The organism is Cryobacterium sp. Hz9, from assembly GCF_004402825.1.
GTDB lineage: Bacteria > Actinomycetota > Actinomycetes > Actinomycetales > Microbacteriaceae > Cryobacterium > Cryobacterium gelidum.
Map to the genome: position 1 here is coordinate 191,268 of NZ_SOFC01000006.1, position 24,551 is coordinate 215,818.

At 66.7% G+C, this 24,551-nt stretch carries 21 protein-coding genes and 1 riboswitch; of the genes, 7 read left to right on the forward strand and 14 right to left on the reverse strand.

The window, feature by feature from the left end; translation table 11 throughout:
• Positions 1 to 7: 7 nt before the first annotated feature.
• Positions 8 to 1,699, forward strand: coding sequence for a multicopper oxidase family protein (locus E3N85_RS01545; RefSeq protein ID WP_134458693.1), 1,692 nt, complete (start codon positions 8 to 10; stop codon positions 1,697 to 1,699).
• A 62-nt stretch (positions 1,700 to 1,761) separates the two neighbouring features.
• On the opposite strand, the gene E3N85_RS01550 is transcribed toward E3N85_RS01545, so the two are convergent.
• The 5 genes from E3N85_RS01550 to E3N85_RS01570 all read right to left on the reverse strand — a co-directional run bounded on the left by E3N85_RS01550 (position 1,762) and on the right by E3N85_RS01570 (position 7,987).
• Positions 1,762 to 3,108 (reverse strand): sensor histidine kinase, encoded by a 1,347-nt coding sequence (locus E3N85_RS01550; protein WP_134458695.1) that lies wholly within the window; start codon positions 3,106 to 3,108, stop codon positions 1,762 to 1,764.
• A complete protein-coding gene (locus E3N85_RS01555; RefSeq protein WP_134551558.1) occupies positions 3,101 to 3,829 on the reverse strand; it encodes a response regulator transcription factor in 729 nt (242 codons plus the stop codon). The genes E3N85_RS01550 and E3N85_RS01555 overlap by 8 nt, the downstream gene beginning before the upstream one ends.
• A 159-nt stretch (positions 3,830 to 3,988) precedes the next feature.
• A complete protein-coding gene (locus E3N85_RS01560; protein ID WP_134458699.1) occupies positions 3,989 to 4,990 on the reverse strand; it encodes a BTAD domain-containing putative transcriptional regulator in 1,002 nt (333 codons plus the stop codon).
• 373 nt (positions 4,991 to 5,363) lie between these two features.
• Complete coding sequence (thiC, locus tag E3N85_RS01565; protein ID WP_304990916.1) at positions 5,364 to 7,004, reverse strand: phosphomethylpyrimidine synthase ThiC; 1,641 nt, start codon at positions 7,002 to 7,004, stop codon at positions 5,364 to 5,366.
• Between the two features lie 17 nt (positions 7,005 to 7,021).
• Positions 7,022 to 7,129, reverse strand: a riboswitch (TPP riboswitch).
• Positions 7,130 to 7,156: 27 nt separating this feature from the next.
• Positions 7,157 to 7,987: a LuxR C-terminal-related transcriptional regulator gene (locus E3N85_RS01570; RefSeq protein WP_134458703.1), complete on the reverse strand. Its 831-nt coding sequence runs from the start codon at positions 7,985 to 7,987 to the stop codon at positions 7,157 to 7,159.
• 113 nt (positions 7,988 to 8,100) lie between these two features.
• Here E3N85_RS01570 and hxlB point away from each other — a divergent pair, with 113 nt between their 5' ends.
• The 3 genes from hxlB (at position 8,101) to E3N85_RS01585 (ending at position 11,010) form a co-directional block, all read left to right on the forward strand.
• Positions 8,101 to 8,694, forward strand: a complete 594-nt coding sequence (gene hxlB, locus E3N85_RS01575; RefSeq protein WP_134458705.1) for a 6-phospho-3-hexuloisomerase — start codon at positions 8,101 to 8,103, stop codon at positions 8,692 to 8,694.
• A 58-nt stretch (positions 8,695 to 8,752) separates the two neighbouring features.
• Positions 8,753 to 9,376, forward strand: coding sequence for a 3-hexulose-6-phosphate synthase (gene hxlA, locus E3N85_RS01580; protein ID WP_134458707.1), 624 nt, complete (start codon positions 8,753 to 8,755; stop codon positions 9,374 to 9,376).
• A 203-nt stretch (positions 9,377 to 9,579) separates the two neighbouring features.
• Complete coding sequence (locus E3N85_RS01585) at positions 9,580 to 11,010, forward strand: FAD-binding oxidoreductase (protein ID WP_134458879.1); 1,431 nt, start codon at positions 9,580 to 9,582, stop codon at positions 11,008 to 11,010.
• Positions 11,011 to 11,068: 58 nt separating this feature from the next.
• Here the strand turns inward: E3N85_RS01585 and E3N85_RS01590 are convergent, their stop codons facing one another.
• From E3N85_RS01590 to E3N85_RS01625, 8 genes are all read right to left on the reverse strand, one after another.
• Positions 11,069 to 11,737: an HAD hydrolase-like protein gene (locus E3N85_RS01590; protein ID WP_241978241.1), complete on the reverse strand. Its 669-nt coding sequence runs from the start codon at positions 11,735 to 11,737 to the stop codon at positions 11,069 to 11,071.
• A 99-nt stretch (positions 11,738 to 11,836) separates the two neighbouring features.
• Positions 11,837 to 12,532 (reverse strand): endonuclease NucS, encoded by a 696-nt coding sequence (nucS, locus tag E3N85_RS01595; protein WP_134458709.1) that lies wholly within the window; start codon positions 12,530 to 12,532, stop codon positions 11,837 to 11,839.
• 169 nt (positions 12,533 to 12,701) lie between these two features.
• The gene (gene dhaK, locus E3N85_RS01600; RefSeq protein WP_134458711.1) at positions 12,702 to 13,697 is read right to left on the reverse strand and encodes a dihydroxyacetone kinase subunit DhaK; all 996 of its coding nucleotides are present in this window, start codon (positions 13,695 to 13,697) and stop codon (positions 12,702 to 12,704) included.
• A gap of 43 nt (positions 13,698 to 13,740) precedes the next feature.
• A complete protein-coding gene (gene dhaL / locus E3N85_RS01605) occupies positions 13,741 to 14,373 on the reverse strand; it encodes a dihydroxyacetone kinase subunit DhaL (RefSeq protein WP_134458713.1) in 633 nt (210 codons plus the stop codon).
• Positions 14,370 to 15,161, reverse strand: a complete 792-nt coding sequence (locus E3N85_RS01610) for an HAD-IA family hydrolase (protein ID WP_134458883.1) — start codon at positions 15,159 to 15,161, stop codon at positions 14,370 to 14,372. The genes dhaL and E3N85_RS01610 overlap by 4 nt, the downstream gene beginning before the upstream one ends.
• A 3-nt stretch (positions 15,162 to 15,164) precedes the next feature.
• A complete protein-coding gene (locus tag E3N85_RS01615) occupies positions 15,165 to 16,025 on the reverse strand; it encodes a class II fructose-bisphosphate aldolase (RefSeq protein ID WP_134458715.1) in 861 nt (286 codons plus the stop codon).
• Positions 16,026 to 16,140: 115 nt separating this feature from the next.
• Positions 16,141 to 17,442 (reverse strand): GAF domain-containing protein, encoded by a 1,302-nt coding sequence (locus tag E3N85_RS01620; protein ID WP_134458717.1) that lies wholly within the window; start codon positions 17,440 to 17,442, stop codon positions 16,141 to 16,143.
• A gap of 121 nt (positions 17,443 to 17,563) precedes the next feature.
• Positions 17,564 to 18,976, reverse strand: coding sequence for an MFS transporter (locus tag E3N85_RS01625; RefSeq protein ID WP_241978242.1), 1,413 nt, complete (start codon positions 18,974 to 18,976; stop codon positions 17,564 to 17,566).
• Between the two features lie 131 nt (positions 18,977 to 19,107).
• Between E3N85_RS01625 and E3N85_RS01630 the strand changes: the two genes are divergently transcribed.
• The 3 genes from E3N85_RS01630 to E3N85_RS01640 all read left to right on the forward strand — a co-directional run bounded on the left by E3N85_RS01630 (position 19,108) and on the right by E3N85_RS01640 (position 23,069).
• Entirely contained in the window at positions 19,108 to 20,148 is a 1,041-nt protein-coding gene (locus E3N85_RS01630; RefSeq protein WP_134458719.1) for an extracellular solute-binding protein, read from the forward strand.
• 72 nt (positions 20,149 to 20,220) lie between these two features.
• Positions 20,221 to 21,801, forward strand: coding sequence for an iron ABC transporter permease (locus E3N85_RS01635; protein ID WP_198412027.1), 1,581 nt, complete (start codon positions 20,221 to 20,223; stop codon positions 21,799 to 21,801).
• A complete protein-coding gene (locus E3N85_RS01640) occupies positions 21,801 to 23,069 on the forward strand; it encodes an ABC transporter ATP-binding protein (RefSeq protein ID WP_166783823.1) in 1,269 nt (422 codons plus the stop codon). The genes E3N85_RS01635 and E3N85_RS01640 overlap by 1 nt, the downstream gene beginning before the upstream one ends.
• 68 nt (positions 23,070 to 23,137) lie before the next feature.
• Here E3N85_RS01640 and E3N85_RS01645 read toward each other — a convergent pair whose 3' ends face one another.
• Positions 23,138 to 24,460, reverse strand: a complete 1,323-nt coding sequence (locus E3N85_RS01645) for an MATE family efflux transporter (protein WP_134458723.1) — start codon at positions 24,458 to 24,460, stop codon at positions 23,138 to 23,140.
• Positions 24,461 to 24,551 lie beyond the last annotated feature (91 nt).

Below are 24,551 nucleotides of genomic sequence, written 5' to 3' on the forward strand. Positions count from 1 at the left end.
AGAAGTCATGACATCACGCAGAGAAGTCCTGCAGCTGGGGGCCTTCGGCGCGCTTGGCGTCGTTGGGATGAGCGGAGGCGATGACGCGCCGTTCGCCTCATCCCCGCTCCTGACGAAAAGCCTGCTGTCACCTGCGAACATGCCGGTGCCCTACGCCGGCGTGTTCCGTCGTCCCCCGGAATTATTGCCGTACGACACAGGCTTCGATGACGGAGACCCGTCGCGCCCCTTTGCCCGTTACGCCCTCACCCAGAAGCTCGGTCAGGCCCAGTTCGTTCCCGGACTGTCTACGACGGTCGCCGGCTACAACGGGATTTTTCCCGGCCCGACCATCCGGCTGAGCCAAGGCACCCGGAGCGAAGTGCGCATTCGCAACGCCTTGTCAACCAACGGTCTGCTACACCCGAGTGCGTTCAACACCGTCACCCACCTGCACGGCTCGGCGTCGCTGCCGCAGTACGACGGCTACGCTAACGACTTCACCGCCGTCGGCAAGGTCAAGAACTATCACTACCCCAACTGGCAGTCGGCGCGCACGCTGTGGTATCACGACCACAACATGCACCAGACCGCGCAGAATGTGTACGCGGGGTTGGCTGGCATCTATGCCCTGCACGACCCGTTCGAACAGGCGCAGCTGCCCCAGGGCGAATTCGACGTGCCGCTCATGATCTCGGATGCCATGTTCAAAGCCGACGGCTCGCTCGGCTACAACGACAACGACCACAAGGGAGTGTGGGGTGACATCATCATGGTCAACGGTGTGCCGTGGCCCACGATGAAGGTCAAGCCCCGCATTTACCGGTTTCGAGTGCTGATCGCTTCAGTCGGACGCTCCTACCGGCCGACCCTCTCGACCGGTGAGCCGATTTACATCGTCGGCACCGACGGCGGCATGATGCCCACCGTTCAATCGGTGAGATCGTGGCGTCAGGGCACGGCAGAACGCTACGAGATTCTGATCGACTTCCGCCGGTACAAGCCGGGGCAAACGGTCGAGCTGCGCAACCTCAGCAACAAGAACAACGTGGACTTCGCCAACACCGGCAAGATCATGAAATTCGAGGTCGTAGCCGACTCCGGTTCGAACGCCGGTTCCATCTCGGCCATCCCCACCTCCCTCGACGATGGCGGCGCGATCCATTCCGCTTTGGGCGGCCTGGCCACCATGAGCCTCACCCCCGACATGGCCAAGGTGAAGCGGAGAATGGTGGTGGAGCGTGGGAATGGCCTGTGGAAAATCAACGGCACGACCTGGGCCGACGTGGAGCAGTCGAATTTCACCAAGCTGTTCGGCAATCCTCAGCCCTACGACGTGGAGCAGTGGACCATCACCAACTCCTCGGGCGGCTGGTTCCACCCGGTGCACGTCCACCTGGTGGACGGCAAGATCATCGGCCGCAATATCAACGGAGGCAAACCGTTTGCCTGGGAAAACGGTCCCAAGGACGTCTTCTATGTCGGTGAGAATGAATCCGTCACGGTGCTGATGCAGTTCGATACCGGGAAGGAGGCCGGCGGCCGCTACATGATTCACTGTCACAATCTCTCGCACGAGGACCATGACATGATGATCCAGTTTGCCGTGGGCGATTACCGGGTGAACGATCCGATCACCTCGGACGTTCCTATGGTTGACACCACAGCCATGGGTTCCTTCCCGCCGGTCTATCGCCCGGGATTCCCGGCGGGCACGTAGAGCTTCAGGTGAATCGATTCGGTACGGGGCTGTTTCGGCAGCCGAGGTGACCGAGCTGCCTGTTACCGCGTCCAAGCGGGAGCTTGTCGATCCAGAGTGGCCATGACGGAGGTGCCACCGCCCATCCAGGAACGTACCTCGAGTGAACCACCGGCGACCTGGATGGTGTCGCGCATGATGCGCAGGCCCAGGTGGGTGTCTGGTGCGTCGGCGGACAGGTCGAAGCCGCATCCGTTGTCGTGGATGAGCAGGATGGTACGGTCGTCGTCCTGCATGAGAGTCAGTTCCAGGATGCCGGCGTGGGCATGCTTCACGGTGTTGGCGAGCACCTCTCGGGCCACCCGGTAGAACATGGCAGCTCGATCGCGGTCGAGGTCACAGTTTGCCGGTATTTGGAGCTTGACTTCGATTCCGTGCTCGAGCACGCGCGCGGCAAGCTGGGCGAGTGCTTCGGGCAGGCCCAGCTCATCGAGGTCGGGCGGATACAGTTCAGAGGACATGGAGCGCAGGGTGCTCACGTTCTTTTGCAGGATTGCCTTGGCCTGCGCGAAGAGCGGGCGATTCTCGGGCGTTGAGTGCATCTCCTCGGCCTCGAGGGCATACGACAAGCCAGCGAGATCCTGGATGACCTCGTCGTGCAGGTCGCGGGCGATGCGCTGGCGTTCTAGATCGGAGGCGTCGATGGCGTGTTGCAGCAGCTTGCGGCGGATCGATTGGTGGCCCTGTATTCGACGGGCCAGCTGAATGGCCGGAATGAGCTGGGCCAGCTGCAAGGCGCCCAGCGACAACAGGAAAGTGGGGATCAAGCCGAGCAGGACGGAGCTCTGATCCGCGCGCACATCCGCGTCATCGAAATACGCCTCCACGACCAAAGCCTGACCATTGACGGCGATCGTGCGAACGTAGACCTCCACCAGATCACCGGTACCAGATTCAAATTGATTTTCAACTTCGTTTTGGGCCTCCAGGCTGGCCCGCCCCTGGCCGCCAGCCAGCAGGTCGGGAGCCCAACTTGGCAGGTCGAAACGTCGACCGACCAGCATCGGTAGGTCCGAGTAGATCACTCGCCCGGAGGCGTCCCAAACCTTGATGCGCACGAGGGCACCGTCGGCCAGACGGGGTTCCAGCCGCTCATTGAGCTGGCGGTCAGCACCGGCGACGCCGTCGAGCACCGCCTCGGTCAGTAGCGGGCCGAGCGAGAAGTCGGCCAGGCGTTGCGTCAACAACACGGCGTTATTCAAAGCGTTGGCTGCGGCCTGCGCGCGCACCCAGAGCCCCACGGGCACGGCGACGACCACCAGGGCGATGAGTCCGGTCAGGAGAAAACGCTGCACGGCTGCTCGTACCTCTGAGCGCTCGGCAGCCTGATTCTCTTCCGGCCGGGAAAGCCTCGGAGGTCGCTTAGACATGTTGGGCCGGCACCAGACCAAGTCGGGTCGCAATCACGACGGCCTCAAGCTGAGAATGCGCGCCCAGCTTGCCGAGGATAGATTTCACGTAGCCGCGGCAGGTGTTTTCGGAAATTCCCAGGGTCTTGGCGTTGGCCCGCACGTCGGAACCCTCGCCCATGAGTCGGAGCACGGCGAGCTCACGTTTGGTCAGGTCGGGAAACGGAATCTCCGCACTGTGCTGCCGACGCCGAGCACTCAGCAGGCTGACGAGGGACGGATGCACGATGAAACCGCCGATGCGCGCGTGTCGCAGGGTCTCGAGCACCGTCGCGAGGGAGCCGTCTTTGGGCAGGAACGCGCAAACACCGATCGCGGCGGCCTGCTCGAGGGCTTCCAGTGCCGGGTCGCCGGTGAGAATGACAATGCGGGTGTGTGGCGCGCGGGCGAGGATCGCGGTGGCCGCGACGAGGCCGCTGCCGTCGGGAAGGTGGTAGTCCATAACGACGACGTCAGGGGCAAGCGCAAGGCACGCGGCGATGCCGCTAGCCACGCTGTTGGCCGCGCCGACACTGCACAGGTCGGGTTCACGATTGAGGGAACCGGTGAGCAATTCGGCGAAGGTGGTGTGGTCGTCCACGATGAGAATGCGAATTTGCTCTGTGGTGGCGAATCCCGTTAGTGACGCGGTCGCGGTTGTCCCATGCACAACGGGTTCACTCGGGAACATCTGCGAGGTCATTTCCGGCGACCTCTCTGCCCGTTTTCGAGCCTCGTTGCTGGCGGAGAGCATTGCACTGTTCCGGTCGGCGACACCATTATGCGCAAAACACGAGCATCTGTCGAGTCCCGTCCCTCGATTCCCCCATGTGGTGGGGCGACGGGCGCACGGGCTGCCAGCTCAGGCGTGAGTGACAGCGCGCCGCAGAAATGACGTGACAACATCGGTGGCCTCCCGGATCGACTCCGCAACCGGCTGTGGTCGCGCAAGAATAGAGGCCGCCCTGGCGTTTGGACGGATATTCGGCCCGCCGGCCGGCGATAGGCGGAGTCGGTCGTGCAGCATGAGCAGGGCGGAGAGCACGTCCGCCAGGTCGCCGTCACCGTCTGCTGTCGCGTGCAGCAGCCGAAGCTGGGCAGCGCGCAGAATCGGCCCGGGAGCGCAGCCCAACTCGTTCCGCATGGCGTGGCGACAGCGGTCGTACGCCTGCAGGCCTTCGGTATGGCGCCCGCTCGTCTCCAGTCCGAGGATGAGAGCCGTCCAGGCTCGTTCATTGAATGGCTCTTCGGCCAGTGCCCGGTTCGCGAACTCGAGCGCCTCATCGATTCGGTGCAGAGCTGCGGCGGTTTCTGAGGCGAGAATGCGGGCGCCGGTGAGTCGGGCGGCGTGCAGGTCGCGGGCTTCCGCTGCCCAGGCCGGTACGAGTTCGTCGCCGAGAAGGGGTGCTTTGGCGAGGTTGAGAGCCCGCAGCAGCAGGGGGTAGGCAAGGCTCGGAACAGTCTTCTGGGCTCGTTGCAGCAAAACGTCAAACTGGTCGAGGTCGACGTCGACCAGGTCCCGGTCGAGCACGTAGCCGCCGGTCGTGGTCTGCAGCGGACCGAATTTACCTGCGCCGGGCTGCAGATGGCGGCGCAAGACACTCACATAACTTTCGAGGGTCGGTAGGGCTTCGACCGGGGCGTTCGCGCCCCAGAGTAATTCGATCAGGCGGTCCTTCGAGACGGGCAGTCCGAGGTGCACGAGCAAAATCTCCAGGATCTGGCGCGGCTTCGGGCCACCCAGTTGATGGGAGTGCAGTACGACCGATCCGCGACGAACGGTCAGGTTTCCGAATACGTGCACGTTCAGATGGGCTATGGCTGTCGTGGTGGGTTGTGCTCGAGTCTCGAATACGGTTGTCATGGCGACCTCCACTGTTGGAATGTGCCCATGGTGCCCGGTCGCTGTTGAGGGGGAAAGCCGCGTGTGGACTAGTCGATTACCCCTAATTTCGGGGGTCGGTTCAGGGTGTGCTGTGGTGCCCGGTACCGAGCGAAAACCGTGACCCCTGCGGCTGTCGAAAACCGCAGCGACAGCCTGATGCGGAACGTCGAAAACCAGGGTCGTGAGAATGGATATACCAGCCGCCGTCTGCTGGGTCGAGCGAACCCGGAGCGCGGTGCGGCGGTGCTAAAACTGGGTGAGTGCGTGGCGCGTCCACGCTCGACAGGCGATCCTGGATGCTTCCCACCGTTGTCAGGACGAACCAAGGGGAGCGTCGCGTCTGCGCTCAGTGTTACTCCGCCGAGATCACGCGCAGCGGTAGATAGACCGAGCTGCCCAGGCGGGTGAACTCCGCCGACTTTTCGACCATGCCGGCCTCGATCGCCTCGAGGCTGGTGAGGCCGTTCTCTTCGGCGTAGACCCGAACATCCGCTGAAATGCGCATGGAACAGAACTTGGGCCCGCACATGGAACAAAAGTGGGCGGCCTTGGCCGGGCCGGCCGGAAGCGTTTCGTCGTGGAAGCTCTGCGCGGTGTCGGGGTCGAGAGAGAGCGCGAACTGGTCGGTCCAACGAAACTCGAACCGGGCCCGGCTGAGGGCGTCATCGCGTTCCTGGGCGCGCGGATGCTGTTTGGCCAGGTCGGCGGAGTGGGCGGCGATCTTGTAGGTGATCACGCCGGTCTTCACGTCGTCGCGGTTGGGCAGCCCGAGGTGCTCTTTGGGTGTGACGTAGCACAGCATGGCGGTGCCGGCCTGGGCGATGATGGCCGCGCCGATCGCGCTCGTGATGTGGTCGTAGGCTGGCGCGATGTCGGTGGCAAGCGGGCCGAGCGTATAAAACGGGGCCTCCTCGCACAGTTCCTCCTCAAGGCGCACATTTTCGACGATCTTGTGCATCGGAACGTGACCCGGCCCCTCGATCATCACCTGCACGCCGTAGGATTTCGCGATTTTGGTCAGTTCGCCAAGGGTACGCAATTCGGCGAATTGGGCCTCGTCGTTGGCGTCGGCGATCGAGCCGGGGCGCAGACCGTCGCCGAGCGAGAAGGTCACGTCGTAGCGGCGCAGAATTTCGCACAGCTCCACGAAGTGGGTGTACAGAAAGCTCTCTTCGTGGTGCGCGAGGCACCAGGCGGCCATGATCGAGCCGCCGCGCGAGACGATGCCGGTGACGCGGTTGGCTGTGAGTGGCACGTAGCGCAGCAACACGCCAGCGTGCACGGTCATGTAGTCGACGCCCTGCTCGCACTGCTCGATCACGGTGTCGCGGTAGATCTCCCAGGTGAGCAGTGCCGGGTCGCCGTTGACCTTCTCGACGGCTTGGTAAAGCGGAACGGTGCCCACCGGAATGGGCGAGTTGCGCATGATCCACTCCCGGGTGAGGTGAATGTCTTTGCCGGTGGAGAGATCCATCAGGGTATCGGCGCCCCAGCGGGCGGCCCAGACCATCTTCTCCACCTCTTCGGCGATTGACGAGGTGACGGCCGAGTTGCCGATGTTCGCGTTGATCTTCACGGTGAAGGCCTTGCCGATGATCATCGGCTCACTCTCGGGGTGCTTGCGGTTGGCTGGAATGACCGCCCGGCCGCGCGCCACTTCGTCGCGCACGAGCCCGACCGAGACGCCTTCGCGGGCGGCGATGTAGGCCATTTCCGGTGTGACGATACCCGCCCGAGCCCAGACCAGCTGGGTGGAGGCACCGTCGATGGGCAGCGGATGCTCCCACCCGGCCCTCATCTGCGGAAGCCCCTTCTGGAGATCGATGGTAGCCGTAGCGTCGGTGTACGGGCCGGACGTGTCATACAGATCGAAGTGTTCGCCGTTGCTGAGGTGCACCCGGCGCACCGGGATGTGAAGCCCGGGCCACGTGGGAACCGGTTCGTAACGTTTGCTGCTGCCCTTGATCGGGCCGGTGGTGACGGTTTCTGACATGGCTGTTTCGTCAGGTGTGCGCATTGCGTGGAGCTCCCTACGCCGGCATTACCCGGACAGGTTCAACGGTCGACGGCCCTGGCCGTCCTCTCAGCTCGCTGGTGCGCGCTCCCGTGTTTGGTGTGTGTCTTCTGACGCTTTCACCTTAGCGGTCAGCGGGCGAGGGATGCCAGTTCGGCGCGGGTCGATGCGCCAACCTTGCGCAGCAGGTTGGCCACGTGAAACTTCACCGTGTTCTCGCTGATGGTCAATGTCTCGGCGATTGCCTTGTTGCGGGCGCCCGAGGCCACGAGTTCGAGCACACCGCGTTCGCGCGGGCTGAGCCCCCAGGCCGCGGCGGCCGTGACGGATGCTGTCGGCGCGTCCAGCGGAAGCGACACCGCCATCTCGGATCCCCACCCCGCCGTCGCCTCCACGTTGAGGGTGCCGCTGAGTGCGACGACGCGGGCGGCCAGTTGGCGCACGCTCGCCACCTCGGCGTCGAGGTCACCCGGGCCGTCGTCGCGAATGTGAATGAGCAGGTTGCTGCCGTCGCAGTCCCACTGCACACGCACCCGGGCGACACCGGTCTGCTCGACCAGAGCGAGCACGGCGCCGCGCACGATGGCCCTGGCTTCGTGGGCGACCTCGCCGGGCAGCGCACGCCCGTTCACCGGTGGCTCGACGAACTGTACGTCGAGGTCGCCGAAACGCACGAGCGGGCGCAGGTCATCGCGCAGCCGTTCGAAGGCACGCGCAACGGGTTCCTCGGTGAGGCTGCGATCGAGGTCGCTCACCGCGCGCAGCGCGACCATTGCGGCCGCGGCGAGCTCGGTCGCCCTCTGGCGGGCAGCGGTGTCACTCGTTCTGCTCGAGCGCAGCACGGCAAGCAATGATTCCAGTGTGGTCGCGTGCGCATCGGTCAAGTCGGCGATGAGTTTGGAGCGCTCGGCGGCCGCGGTGCGCGAGTTTTGCGCGGGCTGGATGGGCGGGGAAAGCGTCATGCGGTCATCCTATCCGAACCACCCTGTTAGCCAACTCGGAGCCATTCGTTTGGATAGTAAAACCGCCCATTTGGCGGGCTGCACTCCCGCTCAGCGGAATGGATGATTGTCCTATGAACGAAACGACAACCACCCAAGCGCGACTCGCAGTAGCGGATGCCATCGGCATCATTACTGCAGAGAACGGTCGCGTTGTCGACGCGCTCCGAGCGGCATCCGATTCGTCGCTGGACGATGCAGGGACCCTGCTCGCGTCGGCTCCACGGGTCTTCGTGCTCGGTGCCGGCCGTTCGGGCCTGGCTCTGAAGATGACCGCGATGCGGCTCATGCACCTCGGCCTTGATGTGCACGTGGTGGGCGAGGTGACGAGCCCGGCGATCACGGCGGGCGACGTGCTGCTCGTTGCCAGCGGTTCCGGAACGACGGGAGCCATCGTGCGCGCCGCCGAGACGGCGCACGGCGTCGGCGCGAACATTCTCGCGCTCACCACGGCGCCCGAGTCGCCGCTCGGGCGGCTCGCCGCGGTGACCGTGGTTATTCCCGCGGCCGCCAAGCAGGACCATGCCGGCCAGGTATCAGCCCAGTATTCGGGCGGCCTGTTCGAGCAGTCCGTTCTGCTCGTGGGCGACGCAATCTTTCATGCGCTGTGGCAGGCGAGCGGGGCTACGGCCGAGCAGCTCTGGCCACGCCACGCGAACCTCGAATAAGGCGCGCAACTCTACACAAACCTTCCACCCTTACTCACGAACAGAAAGTAGAACCCCCATGAAGCTTCAGGTAGCAATGGACGTACTGACCACCGACGCCGCACTCGCGCTCGCCGCCCAGGTCGCCCCGCACGTCGACATCATCGAGCTCGGCACCCCGCTGATCAAGGCTGAAGGCCTGCGCGCCGTCACCGCGATCAAGGCCGCGCACCCCGACAAGATTGTTTTCGCCGACCTCAAGACGATGGATGCCGGCGAGCTCGAAGCCGACATCGCCTTCGCCGCTGGTGCCGACCTCGTCACCGTGCTCGGCACGGCCGGGGACAGCACTATCATCGGTGCTGTCGCCGCCGCGACCAAGCACGGCAAGGGCATCGTCGTTGACCTCATCGGCGTCGCCGACAAGGTCACCCGCGCCCGCGAGGTCACCGCGCTTGGCGCCCAGTTCGTGGAGATGCACGCCGGACTCGACGAGCAGGCTGAGCCCGGCTTCTCGCTCGCGAAGCTGCTCAACCAGGGCGAGACCGCCAAGGTTCCGTTCTCCCTCGCCGGTGGTGTGAGCCTCGCGACCATCGCCGCGGTGCAGCGCGCCGGAGCAACGGTTGCCGTTGCCGGCGGAGCGATCTACGGCGCCGAGGACCCGGCCGCTGCCGCCGCCGCCCTGCGCGCCGCGATCATCTAGTCTCAACGCTTACCCTGGTGCCGTCCCGCTTACGCGGGGCGGCACTTTTGTGCGTGTGGGACGTCCGGCACGGGGCGGCCAGCGCGCGGTGCGCATCAAGAACGGATTCCAGCACTGTCGTCGAGCGCGGCTAGGCTGGGGGCGCCCAAGACCAGTCAGCGGCATCGTTGCCGCGAGAGGACGCGCCCGCCGTGAGTAACCGCCTGACCAGTACCATCTTCGATCGAGACCGGCCAGCGGCATCCGTCGTCGCCGCCTCGCTCACCGGCACGCGGCAGGGTTCTTTCTGGCTCGATGACCTCGGGCCGCGCGCGCACTATCCCCGGCTCTCGGGCGACCTCACCTGCGACCTCGCCATCGTCGGCGGCGGCTACCTCGGCCTGTGGAGCGCGGTATTGGCCAAGCAACAGAATCCCGCTGCCCGGGTGGTGCTGCTGGAGGCGCGCACGGTCGGATGGGCGGCATCCGGTCGCAATGGTGGCTTCTGTGAGGCGAGCCTGACCCACGGCGAAGAAAACGGGCGCAGTCGGTGGCCCCAGGAGATCGATCGTCTGACCGAACTCGGTCAGGAGAACCTCGATGAGATTGAGCGGGCGGTGGCCGCCCTTGGCCTCGACTGCGATTTCGAGCGCACCGGGGCCATCGACCTGGCCACCGAGGAGCATCAGATCGACTGGCTGCGGGAGGTGACGCCCGACGAGCACACCCTGTTTCTCGATGCGGCGGCCGTGCAGGCCGAGATTGCGTCACCGACCTATTTGGCGGGGGTCTGGCACCGGCGCAGCAATGCCCTTGTGCATCCGGGCAAGCTCGCCGTCGAGCTGGCGCGGGTGGCCACCGAGCTCGGCGTGGAGATCTTCGAGCGTTCGCTCGTGCAGAACCTCGACACGACCGCGCTCACCGTCGCCCAGGGCACCCGGGTCATGACCGCGGGCGGCACCGTGACGGCCCGGAGGACAGCGCTCGCCACCAATGTCTTTCCGTCCCTGCTCAAGCGCAACAGGCTCGCCACCGTGCCGGTCTACGACTACGTGCTGATGACCGAACCGCTCAGCGCGAGCCAGCTGGCCGCGATCGGCTGGCAGAACCGGCAGGGCCTCAGCGACCTCGCCAACCAGTTCCACTACTACCGGTTGAGCGCCGACAACCGCATTCTGTTCGGCGGCTACGACGCTGTGTATCACTACGGACGCAGAGTGCGCAGCGGCTACGAGAACCGTTCGGAGACCTTCGAGAAGCTCGCGAGTCACTTCTTCACGACGTTTCCGCAGCTGGCCGGAGTGCGCTTCAGCCACAAGTGGGCCGGCGCCATCGACACCTCCACGCAGTTCTGTGCCTTCTTCGGCCAGGCCCGCGCCGGGCGGATCAGCTATGCGGCCGGATTCACCGGGCTCGGCGTGGGCGCCACCCACTTCGCGGCCCAGGTCATGCTCGACCAGCTGGCCGGCCGCACCACGGAACGCACTGAACTGGCCATGGTGCGGGGCCGGCCGCTTTCGTTTCCACCGGAGCCGATGGCATCCGCTGGAATTCAGGCGACGCGCTGGGCGCTCAATCGTGCCGACCACAACCGGGGTCGCCGCAACGCACTGCTCAAAACCCTCGATGCCCTGGGGCTCGGCTTCGATTCCTAGCAACCAAGGACTTCTGGCCACCAGGATACGGGCAACCCCGCCCCTCGCGGCCAGGGACTCAACCGAGCAGTAGCTTGGCGAGCTGGTCGGTGGAGTGCACGACGGCGGTCGCCGCGGCGGCCTCGGCGGGTGAGCCGTAGCCCCACTCCACCAGAATGGCAGGAATGCCATTGGCTTGGGCGCCGACAGCGTCGTAGCTGCGGTCACCGACCATGACGGCGGCGCTCGTGTCGACCCCGGTCACAGCCAGGCGGGCCAGTGCTTCGGCGACGATGTCGGTCTTCTTGCTGCGGGTCTCGTCGGCGGAAGCACCGACGGTTGCAGTGAAGTACTTGGCGAGATCGAAGTGGGTCAGGATGGCGATCGCGCTGAGCTCTGGCTTGCTGGTGGCCAGTGCCAGGGGAATTCCGGCCGCATGGATGCGCTCGAGTAGACCGGCGATCCCGGGATAGACAGCCGTATCGAGTGAGGCGGCGCCGTGGTACTCGGCGCGGTAGACCGCGATGGCCTCCACGGCCTCGTCGGGGGTCATTCCAGCGTATTCCTGGAAGGCCTCGAGCATCGGCGGGCCGACATACGAGAGAAGCTCGGAATCGGAGGGAACGGGGCGGCCGAGCAACGTGAAGGTGCGGGCCAAAGAGCTGGTGATGGCCGGGGCGGAATCGGTGATGGTTCCGTCGAGGTCAAAAAGGATAGCGCTCCAGGTGCGCGTCAATGTTGGATTCACTCAACAAGCCTAATCGCTGAGCCGTGAAATCCCCCATTTGCCCATGTTGACCAGCCTTCCCGCGGTTGCGTCTGTGCGACCCGACGCCGTAGACCCGCGCTAGAACAGTTTCGAGGCCGTGTCGTCGAGGCCTCGCATGGCGTCGTAATCGAGCAGCAGACAGCGGATGCCGCGATCCTCGGCCAGCTTGCGGGCCTGCGGTTTGATGGTCTGGGCGGCAAAAACCCCGCTGACCGGCGCGAGGTGCGGGTCGCGGTTCATCAGCTCGAGGTAGCGCGTGAGCTGTTCGACTCCGTCGATGTCGCCGTTGCGCTTGAGTTCGACCGCGACGGACCGGCCGGCGGCATCCTGCGCGAGAATATCGACGGGCCCGATCGCCGTCATGTATTCGCGGCGTACAAAGGTGAATCCCTCACCAAGCAAGTGGATGTGCTCGGCGAGCAGTTTCTGCAGGTGAGACTCGGCGCCGTCCTTGATGAGGCCGGGGTCGATACCGAGGTCGTGCGCGGAGTCGTGCTGCACCTCGTAGACGCTGACCACGAGTTGGTCGGCGGTCTTGGCGTGGGTGACCGTCCAGAGGGCGGTGATGCCGGCATCCGTTTGATCGCTGTCCGGCTCGGAGATGGTGACCGAGCAGGGCGGGCTCATCCAGTTGAGCGGTTTGTAGGAGCCGCCGTCGGAGTGCACGAGCACGCTGCCGTCGGACTTGATCATCAGCAGCCGGGTGGCGAGCGGCAGGTGCGCGCTGAGCCTTCCGGCATAGTCAACGGAACATTTCGCAATTACAAGGCGCACTGGTCGAGCTTACGGCTTCTCGTGGTTCGTGGGTGCGAGCACCTCGCCGATCGCCGTGCTCACGTGCGAGACGAGGTTGCCCCCGCCAACGTACCGGCCATGTTCGTTGGCGGGCATTCGCGCCGGCGGGGACCTCGGCGGCCGCGGTTGCGGCCCCGCGTCGGGCGGGTCAGAAAACGCGCATGGCGATCTCCGCCGGGGCGGCCAGGAGCATTTCTATCTCGTCGTCGAGTCGCACGAGCGTGATCGAAGCCCCGGCCATGTCCAGGGACGTGCAGTACTCACCCACGTAATTGCGACCGATCGTCATGCCGAGCTCGGTGAGGCGTTTGTGGATGATCCCGTACAGGATGTACAGCTCGCTGATGGGAGTGCCGCCCAAACCGTTCACCATCACGGCGACCCGGTCTCCACTGACAAACGGCAGATCGGGAACGATCGCGCCGAGCAACTCGTCCACGATCTCGTTGGCGGGCATCCACAAAGCGCGGCGTCGTCCGGGTTCGCCGTGAATTCCGACACCGATCTCGATCTCGTCGTCGCCGAGTTCGAACAGGGGCGCCCCCCGGGCGGGCGGGGTGCACGCCGTCAGCGCCACGCCCATGGTCCGGGTGACCGAATTTATCTTCTCGCCGATGCGCACCAGTTCGTCGAGGTCGGCCCCGGTCTCCGCGGCGGCCCCGACTGCTTTCATCACGAAGAAGTTGCCAGCCACCCCGCGGCGGCCGACGGTGTACGTGGAGTCCTGCACCGAGACGTCATCATCGATGAACAGCGTGCGCACCGTGATGCCGTCGGCACTGGATGCTTCCTCCGCCATCTCGAACGCCATCCGGTCGCCGGTGTAGTTGTTGACCAAAAGCAGTACGCCCTTGTTGGAGGCGAGGAGCTTGGTCGACCCGATGATGTAGTCGATCGGCGGCGCGGCGAAGACGTCCCCGGGGCACGCGCCATCGAGCATTCCTCGGCCGACCGTCATGACGTGGGCGGGTTCATGGCCGGAGCCGGAGCCCTGGATGATGGTGACCTTGTCATGGTTGGGGGCGTCGGCGCGATGGATGAGGTGGTATTCGGGTACGTAGCGCAGCGTGTCGGGGTTCGCGAGGGCGATGCCCTCGAGCATCTCGGGGACGAACTGCTTGGGGTCGTTGATGAACTTCTTCATGCTGTCTCCACGTCGTTGTCGGGATCGGATGGCTGATGGGGTACTAGGTGCGCCAGGTACGGGCGAGGTGCTCGGCCAGCACGGCGATGGCGATCGCGCCCGCGTCGGGCGAACCGATGCTGCGTTCACCGGTGTAGCTCGCGCGACCGCGACGAGCCTGGAGGAGACTGGTGGCGTCTGCGGCTTGCCGGGCGGACGTCGCCATCTTTCCGAGCGCCGTCTTCGCGTCGTCCCCGGCTTGAAACGCATTCTCGAGTGCGTCGACAGCGGGAACGAGGGCGTCGAGGAGGGTCTTGTCGCCGACATCGGACTTGCCGCGATGTTTGATCCCCTCGATCGCCGCGCGCAGGGCGGCGATCGAGTTCGCTGGCGTGACCTCGTTTAGGCCCGTGAGTTGTGTGCCGGCGCGAAGGAACGCTGTACCCCAGAGGGGCCCGGAGGTGCCGCCGATGGTGCTGGTGATGATGATGGCGATCTTGCTCAGGAAAATGCCGGGGTCGCTTCGGTCAACGCCATCCCAGCCCGAGAGCACGACTTCGAACCCGCGCGCGAGGGAGTATCCGAAGTCCCCGTCGCCCACGACCGAGTCGAGTTCACCGAAATACTTCTCGTTGGCCAGCGCTTCCTCGGCGATGGACCGCACCACGAATTCCGTCGTGTCCTGAGAGCTGGTCATGATTCTTCCTCCGGGTCGGGGGAGCGCAGTACGGACAGGACGTCGTCCAGCGTTACAAACCCGCGCGGCACCACGCCGGCGGGGGAACGAAGCACGGACGTGGACACGCCGTGCGGCTCGCCGAGCGAGGTGACGACGAGGGCGGCACCGGCGAAGTCCTCGTCGGCCGTGTAGCTGCTCACCGTGACGACGGTGCGCAGCCTGGCCGCGCGGGCCGCGCGCAGGCCGTTGCTGCTGTCCTCGATCACGACCGCCTCGTCAGTGGTCACGCCGAGGTGCTCGAGCGCATAGGTGTAAATGTCGGGTGCTGGCTTCTTGGCGGCCACGATGTCCCCGGCGAAAACCTGGAACCGTGCGGCCAGCATCTCGCCCACGGTGTAGAGCAGCACCGCACGCACGGAGGCTTCGGCCGAGGTCGAGGCGACGGCCAGCAGCCAACCGTCAGCGGCAGCATCAGCGACGATCCGGGCGATTCCCGGGCGGGCAGGCAGGGCTCCGGAGGCGACCAGGTCGGTGTAGATCTGCGTCTTACGCCGGTGCCAGGAGGCGACCGCCTCCTGTTGGCCAGCTGGGTCGACGGGCAATCCCGCCGCCTGAACGAACTCCGGGGTGAGCAGGCTCGTGAGGCGTTCCTTGCCGCCGCCGATCAGCAGCTTCCCGGCGTAGTCCTCCTCGCTCCAGTGCACGGGCAGACCAAATTCGGCGAAGGTGGCGTTGAAGGCGGGCAGGTGTCCGTCACGTTCCGTGTCGGCGAGCACACCATCGCAGTCGAAGATGAGCGCCGGCATCACTCACCACGCCTTGCCGGCAGAACCGAATGTACGGGCCAAGCCGCGGGTCAGGTCGACGACATCGCCGCTCACGGCGCGAAAAAGCGTCGGCGGGTCCCACTTGTCGGCCTGCTCGGCGAGCCGCAGGTTGGCCAGTGTGGACTGGAGGTAGGTCATCTTGAGCGCGGTGGAGATGTTGACCTTGGAACAGCCGCGCTGGATCAAATCGTGGAATTGCGCATCCGTCATTCCGCTGCCGCCGTGCAGGGCGATGGGGAGCGGATGCGCCGCTACCAGGTCGCTGACCCGGTCGAAGTCCAGTGTTGGTTTCGACGTGTACACGCCGTGGGCGTTGCCGATCGACGGCGCGAAGACGTCGACACCGGTCGCCTCGATGAATGCGAGCGAGACGTCCAGCGTCTGCCGCGCCGCCGTCTGGTCGGAGCCGACGCCGTCCTCGACGCCGGTGATGGATTCAATCTCACCCTCGACATGGGCGCCGTAACCCCGAGCCTCCTTGACGACCTCGATGGTCTGGCGCTGGTTCTCAGCGACCGGCAGCGCAGACGCGTCGAACAGCACCGAGTTCCAGCCGATGGCGAGGCATTCGCTGATCACGTCGCGGTCGGGGCAATGGTCCAGGTGCAGGGCCACCGGCACCTCGATGTCGGCGGTCATGGACTGCCACATCGAGAACAGTACCTTCGCGCCGATCGACCGAACGGTCTTGACCGAGGTTTGCACGATGATGGGCGAGCGCACCTCGACCGCCGCATCCAGCACACCCTGCATGGTGAGGTCGTTGAACACATTGACGGCCGGTACGCCGTAGCGTGCCTGGAACGCGCGATCGACGATTTCCTTCAACGAAACGATTGGCACGACTGCCCCCTTTGGCTTTGTGTCACGATATCCCCGCACCCGGATCGTTCGCTATCGGGGAGTCCCCCCATCCGTCTGGGGGAAGTCCCTGCTCTTCGCGGTCGGCGGCATCCGCTCAGGAAGGCCGTGGATGGGCTAGCCCGGCCAGCATTGTGCGGTTGGCCGCCCCGGTCTTCCGGAGGATTGTTCCGACGTGCTTCTCGACGGTCTTCACCGAGATGCCGAGCTCGGCACCGATCTGCTTGTCTCGGAGCCCGCTCTCCACGAGGCGACGCACCTCTCGCTCGCGAGACGTCAGGCGGGCAGGACCGGCCGGTTCGCCCCATTGTTCCAGCAGGGAGCCCGAGACAACGGCGTCCCCGGCAACGGCCGAGTCAACCGCCCGGACGAGTGACGGCCCGTCGGCGGAACGGTTCAGGAACCCCCGGGCGCCGGAGCGAGCCGCCTGTCGGATCCGTTCATCGTGCGGGTCTCCGACCAGGAGCACCACGGCCGTTCCCGGACAGGTGCGGGCCAGCGACCCCAACAGGTCGGTGCCTGGCCGGTCGAGCAGATTGATGTCGGTGACGACGACGTCGGGCTGGAGGTGCCGTGCACCAGACAGTGCGCCGGCCGCGTCGCCGTACTCGGCGACCACCTCGATCCCCGTTCCCTCCTGCGCCAGCAGGTGCACCAGGCCGGCGCGGATCACCGGTTGTTCGTGCAGGACGAGCACCCGATGGGGGCGTGTCCCGCTCAGGCGCCCGGGCGGCACTCGCGCCGCGCCGGCCCGTCCAACGCCGCCCGGCCGGCCGAACCCGTGCGCCAGTGCCGCGCGCTCGGTCTTGTGCAACTCGGCCAGGCTGATGCTGACCTCAATGGCGACGGTGTGCAGCCGGAAGTCGGCGATGGCGCTGGCCGCCTGGGCGGCGAAGAGTTCGAGCATCCGGGCATCCTGGCCGGTGAAGAGACGCTCGGAGGTGTTTGCAAAGACGACGCAGGCGCCGATGACGCCCGACGGGAGCCTGATCGGTACGCCAATGACCGGCCGTTGGTAGCGGGCGTCGTCTTGGCCGAGGTGACCGCCCGGTACTTGGGAGTACTCGGTGAACACGACGGATCCGCCGGCGCGCACGACGGCGCCGGTCACGCCTTCGTCCAGCGGGAAGACCTGGCCCGCCCGGCACTCGGCGCCGAGGTCGACCTCCTTGCGGTAGACCTGAGCGGTCTCATCGATGGTGCAGATCGAGCCCATGCCGCACCCGAGCAGCTGGGCGGCGCTCAGCAGGATCCGTTCCAGCAGCGGTCCGAGCCCCGTATCGCCGGCCCGGCCTTCAGCCGGGAACAGCGCCACTTTGTCGCCGGGCCGGTCGGTCTGCGGTCGGGCATCGATCAGGATGTCGCTTGGGGCCGGTACGGCAGGCAAGGTCGGGGCCATAGTTTTCTCGTCTCTGAGTGTGAAAGCACGACCGAGTTCCGGGAACAGCACTTCACCCTATGGGCCGGGCCCCCGTGGCGCTACCGGCCGGTGCTTCGATGTGGCTGGGAACCCCCCGCTGTCACTGCGTACGGCGGCTCACGGGGCGGGCCGCCGGCGCCGCCAACCCGGCCAGCACCATCAGTATCAAAATCAGGTACAGGGCATTGAGGATTCCCCAGGCCTCGCCGAGCAGGCCGAGCACGGGGGGCCCGACCAGGAAGGCGAAGTAGCCGATGATGGCCACCGCGCTCACCCGGGCCGCAGCGTTCTCGGCATCGTCAGCCGCCGCCGACATGCCCACCGGAAACCCGAGCGAGGCACCGAGGCCCCAGAGTACGGTGGCGACGAACACGATCGGGGTGCTCGGTGCGAGAATGAACAGCACGAGTCCCACGATGCCGATTGCGGCGCAGGCGCGCAGCACCGGTACCCGGCCGAACCGGTCCAGCACCGGTCCGCCGATCACGCGGCCAACGGTCATCGCGGCCACGAACACGCCGAACACGATCGCGCCGTCGGTGTTGCTGAAGCCGTGGCCGTCAACCGAGGCGAGGGCGAGCCAGTCGTTGGCCGAGCCTTCGGCGAACGTCATGCCGAGCACGATCACGCCGATCAGTAGTAGTTTGCGGTCGCGCCAGACGACGAGACCGGCACGCAGCCGGTCGCGCCAGGCGCGCGTGGGAGCATCCGCTTTTTCAGCGTTGTCGATTGCCGGCGGAATGAACCGCACCGCCACCAGGATCGTGCCCAAAACCAGCGCCGCTACGGCCAGCAGGTGCCAGAACACTGTCACCCGCCACGCGGATGCCGCGGCGCCGCCGAGCGCCCCGACCACCGTGCCGAGGCTGAAGCAGGCGTGCATCAGGGGCATGAGCGTGCGGCCGATGGCGCGTTCGGCCGCTGCGCCCTCGACGTTCATCATGACGTCGAGCGAACCGATCCCGATTCCGAAGACGGCGAGGGCCGCGAACACGAATGGGGCTGACGGCACGAGGCTGACACCGGTGCCCATGAGTACGAGCCCGCTGGCCGACAGTGAGACGCTGACCAGCATCGCGCGGCGTGCGCCGAGACGGGCGAGCAGCGCTGCGGCGATTAGTAGGCCGATCACCGAGCCGGCCGAGAGCCCGAAGATGAGGATGCCGACTTGGATGGTGTCGAGCCCGAGGTCGTCGCGCACGGTGGGGAGCCGCGACATCCAGCTGGCCAGGCCGAGCCCGGCCACGAAGAACGCGGCGAACACGGCGTTGCGCCAGCCGATCAGCGCCGACCGCGCGGACGCAATGCCGAGGCTCGCCGGCGAACCGGCAGTGGACTCAGCGGGGGTGATCACAATGGCACGCGGTTCCTGAACGAGGGAGGTCGGCCTCGACACGGGACCGGCCGGTACGTCAACGGTACAACCATGGCCGCTCAAACCAGCCGCTGAGATGCTGCGCTGATCTCCGACCGCGGATTCCACCTGGGCGAGGCCGGGTGCTCGCCCGGCCACGTCGCCGGCGGGGATCGGTTGTGGTCGTGCCGGTGACGAGTGAGGGTGGTTCCGGCCGCACAGGATTCGCTCAACAGATGATGTTAGCGTAGCCTTACCTTAGCAACCGTTCGCCTTGTCCCTGGAGTCCCATGCGCATCCCCTTCACCATCGCCGGACTCGTCGCCGGCGCCACCGTTCTCGCCCTGGCCGGCTGCACGCAGGCTGCCCAACCCGCAACGACCGCCGAAGCTTCCAGCGACGGCGCCTTCACGCTCTACTCGGGTCGCGATGAAGCGCTCGTGCAGCCGCTCATCGACCAGTTCGAGGAGCAGAGCGGAATCACGGTCGAGGTGCGGTACGGAAACACCGCCGAGCTGGGCGCCCTGCTGCTCGAAGAGGGCGACGCCACCCCCGCTCAGGTCTTCCTCGCCCAGGACGCGGGGGCCCTCGGCGCTCTGAGCAACGCTGACCTGTTCGCGACGCTCCCCGCCGAGACGACCGATGCGGTCCCCGCCGGGTTCACGTCGACCGACGACACCTGGGTCGGCGTCACCGGCCGCGCCCGCGTGATCGCCTACGACAGTGAGGCGATGGCGGCGGCCGACGTGCCGACATCCGTCGACGCCTTCACCGACCCGGCCTGGGCCGGAAAATTCGGCATTGCGCCGACCAATGCGAGCTTTCAGGCCTTTGTCACCGCTTACCGAGTGCTCAACGGCGAAGAAGCCGCCGACGCGTGGGTGAAGGCCGTCGCCGCCAACGACCCGGTCATCTTCGACAGCAACCGCGCCATCCTCGCCGCGGTCAACGACGGGGTCATCGAGGCCGGACTCATCAACCACTACTACTGGTTTGCCATGGCCGCCGAGACCGGCGAGGCCAACATGCGCGCCCAACTCTCCTATCCGGAGGCTGGCGACGCTGGATCCATTGTGAACGTGGCCGGTGCTGGCCTGCTGGCCCAAGCGGCGGGAGATACTGACGCGCTCGAATTCATCGACTATCTCGTAGGCGCCGAGGCGCAGCAGTACTTCGTCGACAAAACGTTCGAGTATCCGCTGATTGCCGGCATCGACGCCCCCGCCGGCCTGCCAACGCTCGACTCGCTCGTCAACCCGGATCTCGACCTCGCCGATCTCGAGACCCTTGCCGACACCCAGGCCCTGCTCGGCAAGCACGGCCTGATCTAACATTGAAGTAGTGAAGGCGCGGTTGCAGGCTCAGATCGACAGCCGCGCCCTACCCTTCGTCGGTGGCCTCTCGTGACCGAACTGCTCATTCCACCGCTGGAGACGGATGCACCGCCACCAGCGCGCGTGACCGGCCGGTATCGAGCCGGCGTCCCAGCCTGGCTGCTGGTGCTCGCCGCGCTCTGCGCCGCAACGGCCGCTATTCCGCTGGTCTACCTCGTGGTGCGCACGGCCGAGGCGGGGATCACTGAGCTTCTCGACACCCTGCTGCGCCCGCGGGTGCTGCAGCTCACGGTCAACACGGTGCTGCTCGCCGCGGCCGTCACCCTGTCGTGCCTCGTGCTCGGCACGATCTGCGCCTGGATCCTCACCCGTATCCGCTTGCCATTCCAGCGCACGTTGCTGCTGGTCTCGGCGCTGCCGCTCGCGGTGCCGAGTTATCTTGCCGCCTACGGCTGGCTGGTCTGGTTTCCCAGCCTCAACGGATTCTGGGCCAGCTGGTTGGTCATGACCATGGTCTGCACGCCGTACGTGACGCTGCCGGTTGCGGCGGCGCTGCGCGGTGCATCCGCTGACCTCGAGTCGGTGGCCCGCACACTCGGTCGTGGACCGTTGCGCGCCTTCGCGGCGGCGACCTGGCCGCAGATCCGCCCGGCCGCGATCGCCGGGGCGCTGCTGGTCTGCCTCTACTCCCTCAGTGACTTCGGGCTCGTCTCGATGCTGCGTTTTCAGACGCTCACCTGGGGGATCAACGCCGCATACGGCGCGAGCTTCGACCGCAACCAGGCGGCCCTGCTCGCACTCGTGCTCGTCGTGCTCGCCCTCGTGGTCGTGGCCGGCGAACGCCGCAGCCGGCGCCAGGTCGACCGTGTGCCCGGTCGCAGTACCATGCCGGCTCGCGCGCCCGGCAAAGCAGGTCTCCTGTATGTGGGGCTGCTCATCGCCGCGCCGCTGGGCGGGGTCGTGGTTCCGGTGGTCGGGCTGCTCAGCCGCCTCCTCGAGGCGGAAACCCTGCGGGCCATCGACGTGCCCCGACTGATCGAGGCGATCGGCGCGACACTCGGCCTCGCGCTCGCCGCCGCCGTGGTCGCCGTGCTGGTTGCGCTGCCGATTGCCGCGCTCGCCGCCCGCTACCGCGGCCGGCTGGTCGCCGCGATCGAGGCCGTGGGGTTTCTCGGCCACGCCCTGCCCGGCATCGTCGTGGGACTCGCCCTCGTGTTTTTTGCGCTCGCCGCGGTGCCGATGTTCTACCAAACATCGGTTGTGCTCGTCTTCGCTTATGTCGTCTTGTTCATGCCGCGCGCCATCGGCAGCGTGCGCAGCAGCATTGCTGCGGTGCCGCAGAGCCTCGGCGATGTCTCGCGCATGCTCGGCCTGTCACCGTTTCAAACCTGGTTTCGGGTCACCGCGCGCCTGGCCTTGCCCGGGATCGCGATCGGCGCGCTGCTCGTAGCCATCTCGGCCATGAAAGAATTGCCAGCGACGCTGCTGCTGCGGCCAACGGGCGTGTCCACGCTCGCGACCGAGTTATGGAGTCGCACGGCCCTGTTCGAGTTCGGCGCTGCGGCGCCCTACGCGGCGGCGCTCGTGCTCGTGGCAATGGTGCCCGCGGTGCTGCTCTCCGGCATCCGCGGCACAGCAAGGGAGAACTAGTGGGCTGGGTAACAATCGAGGCGCTGAGCGTCTCCTATGGTGACACGCGGGTGCTCGATCACGTCAGTCTGCGCATTCCGCGCGGCTCCCTCGTGGCCGTTCTCGGCCCGAGCGGATGTGGCAAGACCACCCTCCTGCGCGCGGTCGCGGGGCTATTGCCGGTCACCGCCGGTACCATCACGGTCGGCGGACGCCTCGTCACCGGCCCCGGTGTGCAACGGGCGCCCGAAAAGCGCGGCATGGGCTGGGTCCCGCAGGACGCCTCGCTGTTTCCGCACCTCACGGTCGGCGAGAACATCGGCTTCGGGCTGCCGCGCACGAAGCAGAGCGACGATCTCTACTGCGAACCGGGCGAGGCTCCCGGGGGAGTGGCCGGCCTGCTGGAGGGTCTCACCCCGAGTGGTCGCACGGCCCGCACCCGACGCGCCCTCGTGCGATCGAATGCTCCGCTGCACGCCAGTCCCCTCGCGCCGGCGCCCATCAGCCCCGACCGGAGCCGCCAGAACAACCGTGCGGGCCGCATCGCGGAGCTCGCCGTTCTGGTTGGCCTGGCCGAACTTGTCGACCGCGCACCCTCGCAGCTCTCCGGCGGCCAGGCCCAACGTGTTTCGTTGGCCCGCGCGCTTGCTCCGCGGCCCGACCTCTTGCTGCTCGACGAACCGTTCGCCGCCCTGGATCCGCTGCTGCGTTCGGCCCTGCGTACCGAGGTCGCGGCCCTGCTGCGTGGTCAGCACAATACGAGCCTGCTCGTGACGCACGATCAGGAAGAAGCGCTCTCCCTCGCCGACTACGTCGCCGTCATGCGCGGCGGCGAGATTTTGCAATTCGGCACCCCCGCGGATGTCTACGAGCGCCCGGTGAACCCCTGGGTCGCCGGGTTCGTCGGCGACACCGTTGAGCTCGACGGCCAGTGGAAAGACGGCAGGGTGGAGTGTGCCTTCGGGGTCTTGGCGGCGGACTGGATGGGCGCCGAAATGGTCCCTCGCGACGGTACGGGCGTGCGCGTTCTGCTGCGACCCGAATGGTTGACCCTGGGCGCGCGGGGTTCGACCCATTCGCCAGTGGATGCCGTCGCCACGGCCATCGCCTACGCGGGCCACGATGCCCTGGTCAGTTTCGCCCTCGCTGACCCGGAGAAGACGTTGGTGCGCGCGCGTATCGCAGCGCCCGACCTGCCCCGGGTCGGCGACCGGGTGACGCTCGGGATTTGCCAGAACGCTCTGGCCTATCCTCTGGCCGAGGCGCGTGCTGCGCATATTCCAGAATAAGAATGTAGCTCGGCCGGCGCCCGGGCTTCCCTCTTCTCACCGGGCAGAACGAGCGATTCTGCGACGGATCAGCGCGCGCCGACGACCATCCAGGCGAGCGTGCGGGCGCGCAGGCTCAGGGTCACGGCACGGGCGCCGAGGTAGCCGAAGGCAAACGCGGCCATGAGCAGCGCGAGCCCGGTCGCGCCGGTCGGTGCCCAGAACAGCACCGCGGCAGCCAGCGGCACGAACACGGCGAGGTTGACCAGCCCGGTCAGTGCGAGATAGCGAGCGTCGCCGGCTCCGATGAGCACGCCGTCGAGTACGAACACGACCGCGCCGAGGGGAACGGATGCCCCCAGCACGATCAAAGTCAGCGGCAGTAGCTGCGTCACCGCGTCGGCATTGGTGAACGCATGCCCGAGTACTCCGCTCGTGCCGATCACGACGACCGCGAGGATGAGGCCGGCGAGCAGGCCCCATTCCAGGCAGCGGCGCAGGACGGCACGCACCCCGGCCACATCCCCGGCGCCGAGGCCGAGACCGATGAGGGCTTGGGCGGCGATCGCGAGAGCGTCGAGCGCGAACGCGAGCGTCGCGAACAGGGTCATCGCGATCTGGAAGGCGGCGAGCTCGGGGGAGCCAAGCTGGGCGGCGACGAAGACGGCGAGCAGCATGGCGGCGCGCAGGCTCAGCGTGCGCAGGAACAGCCAGCCTCCGCTGCGGGCACCGAGCAGCATTCCGGCCCGGTGCGGGCGCAGCGGGGTGCTGTGGCGCCTGGCATGCGTGGCGACGACCACGAGGTAGACCAGGGCCATTCCCCACTGCGCCACGACCGTGCCGATGGCCGATCCGGCAATGCCCCAGCCCAGCAGATAGATGAAGACATAGTTGAGCGCGATGTTCGCGCCGAAGCCGATCCCGGCGACGTAGAGCGGGGTGCGGGTGTCCTGCAGGCCGCGCAGCAGTCCGGTGGCGGCGAACACCAGCAGCATGGCGGGCAGGCCGACCATGGAGATGCCGAGGTAGGTGGCGGCATCCGCTGTCACGGCGGACCCGGCGCCGAACGCGCCGACGAGCACCGGGGTGGCGAGCAGGCCGCCGGCCGCCAGAACGAGGCCGAGGCCGAGGGCGAGCCACAGCCCGTCAACGCCCACAGACACCGCCCGTCTCGTGTCGCCGGCGCCGAGCCAGCGGGCCACGGCCGGGGTCGTGCTGTAGGCGAGAAAGACCATGAGGCCGATGATGGTCTGCAGCACGGCGCTCGCGAGGCCGAGTCCGGCAAGCGGGGTGGTGCCGAGGTGCCCGACCATTGCCGAATCGGCCAGCAGAAACAGCGGTTCGGCCACGAGGGCGCCGAGCGCGGGCACGGCGAGCCGCAGGATGTCACGGTCGATGGGCTGTGCCCGCAGAATATTGATGGTTCGACTCTACGGCGGGCCCGCGCGCCCCGTGGCGGGGCCGGCAGCCGGTCGCCGCGCCAACTGTGGGTCGCCGCGCCCG

What these genes read in the sequence shown, in the direction of transcription:
- E3N85_RS01560 (WP_134458699.1), bottom strand. Translation starts at nt 4,990, where the DNA reads ATGACAACCGTATTCGAGACTCGAGCACAACCCACCACGACAGCCATA.
- E3N85_RS01545 (WP_134458693.1), top strand. Translation starts at nt 8, where the DNA reads ATGACATCACGCAGAGAAGTCCTGCAGCTGGGGGCCTTCGGCGCGCTT.
- dhaL (WP_134458713.1), bottom strand. Translation starts at nt 14,373, where the DNA reads ATGACCAGCTCTCAGGACACGACGGAATTCGTGGTGCGGTCCATCGCC.
- hxlB (WP_134458705.1), top strand. Translation starts at nt 8,101, where the DNA reads ATGAACGAAACGACAACCACCCAAGCGCGACTCGCAGTAGCGGATGCC.
- dhaK (WP_134458711.1), bottom strand. Translation starts at nt 13,697, where the DNA reads ATGAAGAAGTTCATCAACGACCCCAAGCAGTTCGTCCCCGAGATGCTC.
- E3N85_RS01570 (WP_134458703.1), bottom strand. Translation starts at nt 7,987, where the DNA reads ATGACGCTTTCCCCGCCCATCCAGCCCGCGCAAAACTCGCGCACCGCG.
- E3N85_RS01620 (WP_134458717.1), bottom strand. Translation starts at nt 17,442, where the DNA reads ATGGCCCCGACCTTGCCTGCCGTACCGGCCCCAAGCGACATCCTGATC.
- E3N85_RS01610 (WP_134458883.1), bottom strand. Translation starts at nt 15,161, where the DNA reads ATGCCGGCGCTCATCTTCGACTGCGATGGTGTGCTCGCCGACACGGAA.
- thiC (WP_304990916.1), bottom strand. Translation starts at nt 7,004, where the DNA reads ATGTCAGAAACCGTCACCACCGGCCCGATCAAGGGCAGCAGCAAACGT.
- E3N85_RS01555 (WP_134551558.1), bottom strand. Translation starts at nt 3,829, where the DNA reads ATGACCTCGCAGATGTTCCCGAGTGAACCCGTTGTGCATGGGACAACC.
- hxlA (WP_134458707.1), top strand. Translation starts at nt 8,753, where the DNA reads ATGAAGCTTCAGGTAGCAATGGACGTACTGACCACCGACGCCGCACTC.
- E3N85_RS01550 (WP_134458695.1), bottom strand. Translation starts at nt 3,108, where the DNA reads ATGTCTAAGCGACCTCCGAGGCTTTCCCGGCCGGAAGAGAATCAGGCT.
- E3N85_RS01630 (WP_134458719.1), top strand. Translation starts at nt 19,108, where the DNA reads ATGCGCATCCCCTTCACCATCGCCGGACTCGTCGCCGGCGCCACCGTT.